General features: G+C 40.0%; 8 protein-coding genes. 7 read left to right on the forward strand and 1 reads right to left on the reverse strand.

All coding sequences use genetic code 11. The features are described 5' to 3' along the window. Nucleotides 1-28: 28 nt before the first annotated feature. Nucleotides 29-1690 (reverse strand): fimbrillin family protein, encoded by a 1662-nt coding sequence (locus RIKMI_RS0111305; RefSeq protein ID WP_027291701.1) that lies wholly within the window; start codon nt 1688-1690, stop codon nt 29-31. Between the two features lie 720 nt (nt 1691-2410). Here RIKMI_RS0111305 and RIKMI_RS0111310 point away from each other — a divergent pair. The 7 genes from RIKMI_RS0111310 to RIKMI_RS14025 all read left to right on the forward strand — a co-directional run bounded on the left by RIKMI_RS0111310 (nt 2411) and on the right by RIKMI_RS14025 (nt 11258). After that, nucleotides 2411-2731 (forward strand): helix-turn-helix domain-containing protein, encoded by a 321-nt coding sequence (locus tag RIKMI_RS0111310; RefSeq protein ID WP_027291702.1) that lies wholly within the window; start codon nt 2411-2413, stop codon nt 2729-2731. A gap of 120 nt (nt 2732-2851) precedes the next feature. Next, nucleotides 2852-4225 (forward strand): ATP-binding protein, encoded by a 1374-nt coding sequence (locus tag RIKMI_RS0111315; RefSeq protein WP_027291703.1) that lies wholly within the window; start codon nt 2852-2854, stop codon nt 4223-4225. Nucleotides 4226-4290: 65 nt separating this feature from the next. Further along, the gene (locus tag RIKMI_RS0111320) at nt 4291-5148 is read left to right on the forward strand and encodes a DUF4007 family protein (protein WP_027291704.1); all 858 of its coding nucleotides are present in this window, start codon (nt 4291-4293) and stop codon (nt 5146-5148) included. A 1-nt stretch (nt 5149) separates the two neighbouring features. Continuing rightward, a complete protein-coding gene (locus RIKMI_RS0111325) occupies nt 5150-8359 on the forward strand; it encodes a hypothetical protein (RefSeq protein WP_027291705.1) in 3210 nt (1069 codons plus the stop codon). Beyond that, nucleotides 8352-9458 carry an adenine nucleotide alpha hydrolase family protein gene (locus RIKMI_RS0111330; protein ID WP_027291706.1) on the forward strand — a complete coding sequence of 369 codons (1107 nt, stop codon included), beginning with the start codon at nt 8352-8354 and terminating at the stop codon, nt 9456-9458. The genes RIKMI_RS0111325 and RIKMI_RS0111330 overlap by 8 nt, the downstream gene beginning before the upstream one ends. Before the next feature lie 7 nt (nt 9459-9465). Continuing rightward, nucleotides 9466-10002, forward strand: coding sequence for a hypothetical protein (locus RIKMI_RS14935; protein WP_147288470.1), 537 nt, complete (start codon nt 9466-9468; stop codon nt 10000-10002). An 8-nt stretch (nt 10003-10010) separates the two neighbouring features. Next, a complete protein-coding gene (locus tag RIKMI_RS14025; RefSeq protein ID WP_051214524.1) occupies nt 10011-11258 on the forward strand; it encodes a DNA sulfur modification protein DndB in 1248 nt (415 codons plus the stop codon). Nucleotides 11259-11265 lie beyond the last annotated feature (7 nt).

Here is an 11265-nt window from a genome sequence, read left to right on the forward strand (position 1 = left end):
ATGAATGTAAAATCCGGTATGCGGTGGTTTACTTTAGGTATTTCTTACCCGTATCCAATGTGAATATCTGGTAAATGCGGTATCTGAAATCCCCGACGCTGTTCGGAACGAAAACGCTCAAGGTCGAACTGCCCTCGGTCAGCGGCTTGTAACGTATCTCCTGGCGACGGATTGTACCGCGCGTGTCCGTCGCGCCGTCGTTGTTGTCCACCATGTAAAGGTATCTGATATCTCCGTTTTCATCCAGTTCTACTCCCCAAAGCGTTACGGCGTGCGCCTGCCAGCGCGGGTCGGCGAAGGCATAGGAGACGATCTGGCCGTTTTCCAGCGCCGACCGGATCGTGCTGTTGAAAGTTTCTTTAGTGACGATGTCGATTTGCTGTCCCAGTGAATGGGTCCCAAAAACATCCCTGAAAAATCCGGCTCTCGGATCGGGTTCGTCGGTTTCATAAATGTTCTTGCGGAATATGCCGTTGAAGTACCAGTTGATCGCCGACAAAGGCTGGTTGCCTTCGTTCGGGAAACAGCTTTTGTACAGGTCGAATATCTCGGAATGCAACATATCGGTGAGTTCGGACGGGATATCGTAACCTTTGTTTTCCACCCAGTCGCGGTTGCGGTCCAGCCACCAGTGTATCATATTGGAGGTCGCTGCCGCCCAACAGAGTTGGCTGTCGTTGATCTTGGTCGGATCTTTACCGGTAGGATTGACTTTGTTGCAGTCGTACCATCCGCATCCTTCCCACCAGGGGAGCTGCGTTTTGTCGTAATTCCATCGGGAATCGTCGGGAATTTGCAGCCCTTGTGTCCAGACAGTGGTCTTTTCGTCGGGTGTTTCGTTCGTTTTGCGGACAGTGAGTGTTACGGTTATTTCTTTTCCGGCTTCCAGAACGTCGAATACCTGTCCGTCGATCTGTACCGGGGCATTGAAAACCGCTTCTTCTCCGTCGAGGGTTACGCGTATCCATCCGTCAGTCCGGTACGTGGCCATGGCTTGAGGACAAAGTATGGCCGTGAAGTTTCCGTTAGCGATTTTGCGAGGAGTGATCCATGCCGTGTTTCCGTCTGCTATGGTCGGCGTCTCGAAGGGGGCCAGAAGATCGAAAGTCGTTTGCGTGCGGGAACGTATTTCCACTGTTGCGCGGTTCAGTTCCTCTTCGCTGTACCCGTCGCTTGTCAGGACGATATTCAGGCGGCTCAGAACGTGCCGGAAAGTCAGCTGTACGGTTTTGCCGCGAGCGGTTTCGGTTTCGGTTGCCAACAGATCCGAAAGTTCATACCCGATTGTCGAACTTTGATCGGTTTCGATACGGTGAGTATAAAGTGTCTCGTTTGTCCGGTTTTTGTCCGGGACGGGATACCAGGCTGTAAATCGGGTTCTGTTCCCGATTTCGCTCCAACGCAGTTCGGGAAGCCATTCCGTCCCGTCGAACATCAGGGTTCGGGAATAGGGCGGCACGGAGGTGGGGTCGGCAGTCCGGGCATAAATTTCAATGGTGTTTCCGGCTTCGAATCGCCCTCGTCCGTCCGGTTCTGTCGTTACCCGGGTGTCCGGTTGTTCGATCGTGGCGGCAAATCTTACCGGAGTGCCGTCCGGTCCCGTGGTATCGGCCGGAAATTCTTCATGGCATGCCGTTGCCAGACAACAGAACAGACAGAGTAAACTGATGGTGAACCGGTGTCGTATCATGGAGTGTCGGAAGGTTGATTTATACGGCGATGAACGGAAGGTCGGATTTACTTGCGATACAGTATATTATGCTAGTTGATTATCAATAGTTTACGGCTTAAAAGATAGACCGCTCAAAAATTTACTTGTTTTTTCGTCAAAAATCGAAGATTTAACACTTTTCTTCGTCATCAACCTCAAAACAGAGGGAGAATGGGGAAAATCGCTCTCTTTCGCCCCGAAACCTCCGTTCCGCAAAGATAAGGCATATCGGGTATAATTTCGCCGATTGGAGCTGCAAAATCGGAGATGGATTCACGGATTCTTGAGTTACTTCTTGTGGTTTGATGAGGGGTGAGTTCTGTTTTGTTTTTGGGTTAGAATTCCGGATTATTTGCAGCCAAAAGAGAAAGTCGGTAGATATGGTTCTGCTCAGTCATGGCGAAGCCATCTCTTTTCTTCCCTTATTTTGACTTTACTTTAATGAATGTATGTAGGAATACAGGGATAAAGTAAAGTCAGTTTCGGTGATTTATACTATGATTCGCTTGAAAAAATGTCGTGTAATGTAGATGATTCGTTGGAAAAAGTGTAACAAATTCGACTTATTCGCTTGAAAAAGTGTAGAACCGTTATATTGTACTTGGTCAAGCGTTTTTCTAATCTTGTGATTTTTTACCTGTAATACATCATTAAATAGATGAAAAGTTATAAATTTGCATATTATATGATGTATTGCATATGACAAAGAATACAATGGGCACTAAGTTACCCCGAAAATTGGAGCAGAAGATGTCGGTCGTGGGAGAGCAGATTAAACTGGCTCGCTTGCGTAGAAATCTGAGTATGGCTCAGGTGGCGGAACGTGCCACCTGTTCCCCGTTGACCGTGTCCCGAATAGAAAAAGGCACACCGACAGTAGCAATCGGAATTTACTTGCGAGTGTTGTATGCTTTGCAGCTTGACGATGATATTCTGTGGTTAGCCAGAGAAGACAAATTGGGAAAAGCTTTGCAGGATTTGAGTTTGAAGACAAGGAAACGAGCTTCAAAAAAGGAATAGGGCGTATGTCCTCCTATACATAAGTTGCAATTTGCTCTGTTGGAATAAAAAAAATATGGCTCAAAATTTTGTGTTATGCGATGAAAACATTATGTTTGTATTGCATAATAAATGAGATGTATGAAATTCGTTGATAGAATAGATGAAGCTGCACGATTAAAGGATGCTCTTGCAAGAGAGAAGTCCTCGTTAGTCGTGATGTGCGGTCGCAGACGGTTGGGTAAGTCAACGCTTATCAAAAGGGTGTTGTCGGATACGGATGTTTATTTCCTTGCCGATCGTTCTGAAGGCCAACACCAAAGGATATTGCTTGCAAAAGTGATAGCACAGGTGTTTCCAGATTTCGACAAATTGACATATCCAGATTGGGAATCTATATTTCGTGCGGTCAATTATCGAACAGACAAGCGTTTTACTCTATGTTTGGATGAATTTCCGTATCTTGTAGAGCAATCACCAGAACTACCGTCTGTATTGCAGAAACTTGTTGATGAGAAGCAGTTGAAGTATAACTTGGTGCTTTGCGGTTCATCACAAAATATGATGTATGGGTTGTTCCTTGATTCTACTGCACCTCTATATGGGCGTGCTGATGAAATAATGAGGCTTGCACCGATACGTTTGCCGTATATTCAAGAGGCTTTGCTTCTTAATGCGATGAATGCCATTGAAGAGTATGCCGTATGGGGCGGTGTACCACGTTATTGGGAATTGAGGGAAAATAGATGTTCGCTTGATGATGCCCTGTGGCGCAATATCCTTTCTGTAAATGGAACTCTTTATGAAGAGCCTATAAAACTGTTTCAGGATGATGTCAAGGATATTGTTAAGACTTCAACGATCATGTCTTATATCGGGACTGGTGCAAACCGGCTTTCTGAGATTGCAGCACGATGCAATGAGCCGGCAACCAATCTGTCGCGTCCGTTGAAGAAACTTATCGATCTCGGATTCTTGGAAAAAGATGTTCCGTTCGGTATTGATGAGAAGAATGCGAAAAAGAGCCTCTACAAGATAGCCGATCCGTTTATGGCATTCTACTATCAGTTTGTTGTTCCTAATCGCTCGTTTATCGAGCTTGGACGTCGTTTGCCCATAGAACAGGCTTTGACTGCTCATTTCTCTGAGTATGTGAGTATGCAGTGGGAAAAACTGTGTCGTGATGCCGTAACAGGAAATCTTGTTAACGGAATAGTTTATGGCAAGGCAAAACGTTGGTGGGGTTCTGTTCTCAATGAGGACAAGAAGCCGGAACAAGTCGAGTTCGATGTTATGGCCGAATCGCTTGACAAAAAGTATCTGTTGGTCGGAGAATGCAAATGGACTACTCAAGAGAATGGCAAACAACTGACTGCCGAACTTCTCCGCAAAGCTAATCTGCTACCGTTTGCCAAGTGCTATACCGTCGTTCCAATGCTGTTCCTTAAGAATGCTCCGAAAGATGATGCTGGGAATGCAATGTTGCCGGAAAACGTTATCAAGTTAATGAACTAGAGCTAAGAATATAAGATGATAATGCTTTGTAGAATGTGGCATAACAATTTAAAAAGAATAAGATAATGATTAGAAATATTTCAAAACCAATATTCTCTGGACATGAGTCATTCGCTTGCAAGTCTCATTGGCTTAAGCGAGGATATGATTTTGTCAACGCTGGAAATAATTTTAACGATGATGAGGCTGTTGTACATCTTGGCGTTGGTAAGAATATGGTAGCTTCAATCAGATTTTGGCTAAAAGCGTTTGGATTATTGCAGGAAGATGGCCTTGCGCCAATAGCTGGCTACATTTTCGATGATGCGAGTGGTAAAGATCCCTACCTTGAAGATATTGGAACTCTGTGGTTGCTGCATTTTATGCTGATCAACACAGAGTATGCTACAATCTACAAAACGACATTTATCGAATATCATCGCCAACGAAATATCATAGAAAAGAGCAGACTGCAAAACTACATTAAACATACTTGCTTTGAAGGAACACAGTATAAAAACTTATATAATGACAATACTGTCAAGCGAGATGTTGGTGTAATGTTTCACAACTATTGTAGCAAAAGCAATATCAATTTGGAGGATAGCAACTGTTTGTTGGCTCCTCTGAATTTGATAAATGAAGCAGAAAAAGATAGCTATATATTCAACTATGATGCTCGTAGCAAAGTACCTAGTTTGATATTTCTTTACGCATTGCTAATTAGGTGTAAGGGTCAAAATAGTGTTTCCTTTGATGATATTGCCGAGTTAGCTTTGATTTTTTGTTTGACAAACAATGACGTCATAGATCTTATCAAACGGCTTTGTCTTCAATATCCATCGGAAATTGTATTTTCAGATGTCGCAGGTATTAAAGAGTTGCAATTCAAGACATCGCCTGCACCTATAGAGGTACTAAACAAATATTACGAGGAGAACTAATATGAAATATACTCCATCAATAAATATCGCTCAAACTATCTTTGACCCCAATAGCTATATTGTGACTCAGAATGCTATAAAGGTCATTGGCAACATTGTGAATTCATTCAATGCGGGCGTACACTCATTTAATATTATTGGCTCATATGGAACTGGTAAATCCAATTTCATTCTGGCTCTTGAGGATAGCTTAAAGAATAATAGTAAGATTCTCATTACCAACAAGGGGCAGTTTAATGGTTTTGTTCGATTCAGGTTCGAGAAAATTGTAGGCGATTACACCTCACTTCAAAGAGTTCTCACTGAGAATCTCTTTCCGACAGAGGCTTCGGACAATCTTTTTGAAAATCTGAAAAGCTATTTCAAGAGGGCAGAGAAACGTGAGGAGTTTGTAATTCTTGTAATCGATGAGTTTGGTAAATTACTAGAGTATGCAGCAAAAAATAACCCTGAAAGGGAGTTGTACTTATTTCAGAAGTTTACGGAGTTCATCAATGATGAACGACGCAATGCCATTCTACTTACAACATTACACCAGAATTTTAATTCGTATTCTCGTACATTAACAGAGAGCCAGCGCAATGAATGGACAAAGGTAAAGGGCCGTTTTCAGGAGATTGTTTTTAATGAGCCTATAGAACAGCTACTTTATCTTGCATCTAAACGTATAGAAAGAACAAAACGAGATGTTGTGAATCAACACTTTAAACAGATTTACAATTTAGCCATTGCAAGCAAGTTTGCCAGTTCATCTATTGCTTATGATACTGCAGTAAGTTTGTATCCGTTGGACATTTTTGCTGCACAAGCATTAACCCTGTCCATTCAGAGGTACGGTCAGAACGAAAGAACTCTATTCTCTTTTCTTGAAGCTACGGGACAAGGCTCTCTTCATCATTTTAAGGAAAAAGAGAATACAACATATAGCTTAGCCGATGTCTATGACTATGATATATACAACTTTTACTCTTACTTGTCGGAAGTAAATGCAGACTCTACTGCATGGACTGCCATACGCGTAAGTTTAGAGCGCGTTGAGAGTTTATTTGAGGGCGAAACAGCTACAGATGCCATGAAGCTTATTAAGACGATTGGCATGTTCAATCTCTTTGGTAAGGCAGGAGTGCAATTTAACAAAGAGAAACTTTCCGAATATGCAAAATTTGCTTTAGGTATTGACGACCCAGTGTCTGTTATTGAATTGCTTACGCAACATAAGATTATTCGATATGCGACCTACAAGTCTCAATATATATTGTTTGAAGGAACGGATGTCAATATCGAAGGCGAATTATTGAAGGCTGCAGGTATTGTTCCCCGCTCTAAAGATATTGTGGAGAAGCTCATCACAAACTTCAATTTTCCCATTGAGTTTGCTAACGCCTCTTATTACCGCAAGGGTACACCTCGATACTTTAAGTATGAGATTACAGACCACCCGATTATTCTACAGCCTCAGAATGAAATCGATGGCTACATCAATCTCATATTTAATGAAGATCTCACAGTAGATGCATTAAAACAACACTCTGTAGGTGTTGAAGAAGCTATTTTGTATGCATACTTCAAGAAAGCAGACCAAATTATAGATCACGTATGGCAGCTTGATAAACTAGCTTATGTCCAGAATGATGTTGACAATAAAGATAATGTAGCTCAGAAAGAGCTCAATGCTCTTATTGCACATGAGCAAAGTCTGCTAACCACCAGCGTATTACATACCCTTTTTAGTTATAATTCAGATGTCATTTGGGTATATCGAGGAGAGATCCTTGACATCTCTTCGAAAACCCTATTTAACAAATGGCTATCAATGATATGCGACAGGGTGTATTGTGACACTCCGGTGTATATCAATGAGATGGTTAACAAGCATAAGCCCAGTAGTGCAATATCAATGGCTCGCGTTAACTTCCTTACTCATTTACTTCATAATAGTTCAGAGCCCAATTTAGGCTTTGAGGATGGTAAGTTCCCTCCAGAAAAAACTATCTATCTGACGCTACTTCATAACACGGGCATCCATAAGCATATCGGCAAAGAGTATTTTCTTGATGCTCCCAACGAAGAAAGTTTCATGCCTTTGTGGAGGGCCTGCGAGGAGTTCCTTGATACTAGCAAAGAGAAACCTCGTAAATTAGGAGATCTTGTAAAGATATTACGCTCTCGCCCCTTCAAGTTGAAGCAAGGAGTGATAGACATGTGGCTGCCGGCATTCTTGATCATTAAAAAGAATGATTACTCGCTGTATAATGATACTGGGATATATATACCTACGATTACTCGTGAGGTATTGGACATTATGCAGAAATCCCCTGCAGGATTCTCCATTAAAGCTTTCAATGTTGATGGGGTTAAACTAGACTTATTCAACAAGTATCGTGAGGCATTAGGCTTAATGCAGGATGCGGAGTTCACGGCTGACAGTCTTATCGAGACAATCAAACCGTTCCTGCTTTTTTACAAGAAACTTAATAAATACACCAAACAGACCAAACGTCTTCAGAAATCTACTGTACAGTTCCGAGCTGTATTGGCATCTGCAAAAGATCCAGAGAAAACCTTTTTTGAGGATCTCCCGCGTGCATTAGGATTTAAGGATGCAGAGATAGCAAGTAATGCAGATGTTCTTAAGCGATATGTAGAGTTGCTCCAGAAGGCTATTAGAGAGCTCCGTATGTGCTACTCAAATCTAATTAATCGATTGGAGGGTGTACTTGTTGACGAACTTGGTTTGAAGAGTAAAGAATTCTCTTTATATAAAGCAGAATTAGAACAACGATATGCATCTATCAAAACATACTTGCTAACCGAAAGACAAAAAACTTTCTTAACTCGTATATTGACTAAGAATACAGACAGGGCAACTTGGTATCAATCTTTGGCGTATGTGGTTTTAGATAAGCAGTTAGAGGCTTTGATAGATGAGGAAGAAGCATACTTGGTCGATAACCTTGTACACTTGTTTAAAGAGCTTTTAAAGTACGTTGAGATTAGTAACAAGGGACTGGCAAGCGGGGATAACTTTTTCCGTTTTGAGATGATTTCAAGTGATGGCACAACCTCACAGCAAATTGTTCAGTTGAATGCAACAAAGACAGAGCAAGCAAAAAAACTTGAAGCAAAGATTGATAAATTATTATCAAGTGATAGTGAAATCAATGCTTATGCACTTTTAAGTATAATTAAAAAGAGATTGAACGATGACTAAGGTAAGACATGTTCTTGGAATTTCTGGTGGAAAGGATAGTGCGGCTTTAGCCATCTATATGAGGCAGAAGTACCCAACACTGAAGGTGGAATACTACAACTCAGACACTGGATGCGAGTTGGAAGAGACAGAGAAATTGGTCGATAATCTAGAGTCATTTCTAGGTAAGGTCGAGCGATTGAAGGCTGCTGAAGGTAGTCCTGAGCCAACACCATTTGACCACTTTTTAAAGATTAGTGGTGGCTATTTACCATCGCCACAGGCTCGCTGGTGTACACAAAAAATGAAGCTAGCTGAATTTGAGAAGTTCGTTGGTGATGAGCCTACAGTATCTTATGTTGGTATTCGTGGAGACGAAGACCGAGAAGGTTATGTTTCGACCAAACCGAATATACAGGCTGTATTTCCATTTAGAAGGAATATTTGGAGCCTTGATGTTATACACAAGGCTTTACACAATGAAAACATGGAGTTAATTACTGACCTTTACAAACAGTGGGCTCCAGAGAACATTAAAGAAGAAGCTATTGAGATCGCCTCAACTCTGATAAACAAGTCGTTCTTTTATAGCCGGAAGTTGAATGCCCTGCTAGATTTGAGCATAAAGACTTTTAATCGAGTGGTGTTTGAATACTTGAAGACAACTGATTACCCTGTAGGTAAACTTGAAGAGTTTCCTTTGATTGATAATGAGGATATCCTAGTCAAGGATGATATATTCAGAATCTTGGAGGAAAGTGGTGTCGGAATTCCTGCGTACTACAATCCAATAGAATTTGAGGTTGATGGTAAGAAAGGAGAGTATTGCCGTAGCCGTTCTGGTTGTTATTTTTGCTTTTTCCAACAACGTATAGAGTGGATTTGGCTTCTAGAGCAGCATCCAGAGTTGTACAAAAAGTCTATGGAGTATGAGAAGGATGGCTATACATGGATTCAAGGAGAGACACTTGCAGAATTAAGTCGTCCAGAACGAGTTCGTCAGATAAAATTAGACTATATCAAAAAGCAAGAGAATTTGAAGGCGAAAACAGTAAGTGGCTTGCTTGTCGATATGTTTGACGAAGATGATGAAATACCTTGTGCTAACTGTTTTATTTAAATAGGTTATGCTATATAGGGCATTTGTAGCAGATGATGATGAGAACTTGAAGCATGAGGTTTTGTATTACCATAATCCTTCAAGATGGAAAGATAATATATTGCCAACAGATGATCCTATTAGGGATGAAAAAAAATGGTCTGTTGAGTTTAAATATCTAAATGCTGATAATTCAGATATTTCCAATGATATTAAATCATTGCCGACAGATACAGGTGGTTTATATATATTCTTTCTGAAAGGACTTAATTTACCATTTTTCGAGAATCATATTTTGTATATTGGTAGATGTAAATATACTAGAGCTCAAAATATAAGGAAACGTGCACTTGAGTATTTTACAGACGTAGAACGAGTAATGATCAGGAAGATGTTTCGACTTTGGGGGCCATATTTGTTTTATAGATATTTCCCTAATACGGATAATGACTGGATTGACAAAACAGAAGCTCTTTTGATTAGGTCGATATTACCTCCTTTGAATGAGAAGATACCTGATAAAGTTAATGTTCAAGCAACTGTTCCAGCTTTTGATAATAATTAATATGTGATATGAATATTCCGGCAATAAGAGGGAAAATAGGTAATACAGTTTACTATTCTGCGAATTTTTCTTTTCAGCAAATTAATGAATTGGTTGATAGAAAAGTTGGCAATGAGATATATACTTCTAAAACGTTGAAAGATAGGCTTCAACGATCCCTTACAGATAATAGTGGAAAGATTAAACAATATATTCTGGACAGAGATGATCGTTTCTTTAATGCATTGGTTTTAGCCGTGTATGATGGGGAACCTCAATGGACAGAGATTAGATTTGAACTTGATGACAATGAGTTCCCAAATGTTGGCATATTACATCTCAATGGTAAGGAGAAGATATTTCCAGTCGACGGACAACATCGTGTTGAGGGGATTAAAGAGGCGATTAAAAAGAATCCAGCACTTGCTACTGAGATGATAAGTGTGATATTAATCGGTCATAGTACCAGTGATGCAGGCATGAAAAAGTCTAGACGAATCTTCTCGACTCTTAATAGGTATGCAAAGCCTGTTAAATTAGGAGATATTATAGCTTTAGATGAAGATGATATTGTGGCAATTGCTACGCGAGAATTGCTCGAAACCCATGTCTTGTTTACTGATGATCGTATAAAAGCTACTAATACTAAGTCTATCCCGGTAAATGATAAAAGTTCTTTTACTTCACTAATTACTTTGTATGAATGTAATGTCGAGTTATTTCAGATCTTTTATTATAAGAAGATAATAAGTAAAACTAAGTTAAAAGATTTTCTAAGAAGCAGACCTGATGAAGAGATAATATTAAGATATATCAAATTCTTAAACGACTTTTGGAATTTAATGGTTGGTGTATTCTCTGAAGTAGAGGATTTTATACATAAAAATCCATTAACGGCTGCAGAGAAGTATAGAGATCCTATAAATGGAGGAAATATTATATTTAGACCTGTCGCTTTGCTTCAAATGATAAAGTCTATTTCTTATATATGTTCGGAGAATAATGAAATATCTATTAAAGATATACTCATAGTATTTTCAAAATTAAATAGGGATGTATCAAAAGAGCCTTGGACTAAGATTATATGGGACCCTTCATCAAAAAGGATGTTAGTAAATAATCAAATATTGTTAAAATATCTGTTTGTTTATATTTTTAATCATGGTCTGCTTAAAGATAAAGATAAAAAGGATCTTTATAGCAGGTATGCGTTAGTTAAAAATATTTCAATAGATTGCGTTGAAGAGGAATTAAATAAATATATTATCAACAGGTAGACATAGA

Origin of the sequence: Rikenella microfusus DSM 15922, assembly GCF_000427365.1 — a bacterium.
Lineage (GTDB): Bacteria > Bacteroidota > Bacteroidia > Bacteroidales > Rikenellaceae > Rikenella > Rikenella microfusus.

Coding starts and splice junctions, on each gene's coding strand:
- RIKMI_RS0111315 (WP_027291703.1), top strand. CDS start 2,852: ATGAAATTCGTTGATAGAATAGATGAAGCTGCACGATTAAAGGATGCT.
- RIKMI_RS0111310 (WP_027291702.1), top strand. CDS start 2,411: ATGACAAAGAATACAATGGGCACTAAGTTACCCCGAAAATTGGAGCAG.
- RIKMI_RS0111330 (WP_027291706.1), top strand. CDS start 8,352: ATGACTAAGGTAAGACATGTTCTTGGAATTTCTGGTGGAAAGGATAGT.
- RIKMI_RS0111320 (WP_027291704.1), top strand. CDS start 4,291: ATGATTAGAAATATTTCAAAACCAATATTCTCTGGACATGAGTCATTC.
- RIKMI_RS14025 (WP_051214524.1), top strand. CDS start 10,011: ATGAATATTCCGGCAATAAGAGGGAAAATAGGTAATACAGTTTACTAT.
- RIKMI_RS0111325 (WP_027291705.1), top strand. CDS start 5,150: ATGAAATATACTCCATCAATAAATATCGCTCAAACTATCTTTGACCCC.
- RIKMI_RS0111305 (WP_027291701.1), bottom strand. CDS start 1,690: ATGATACGACACCGGTTCACCATCAGTTTACTCTGTCTGTTCTGTTGT.
- RIKMI_RS14935 (WP_147288470.1), top strand. CDS start 9,466: ATGCTATATAGGGCATTTGTAGCAGATGATGATGAGAACTTGAAGCAT.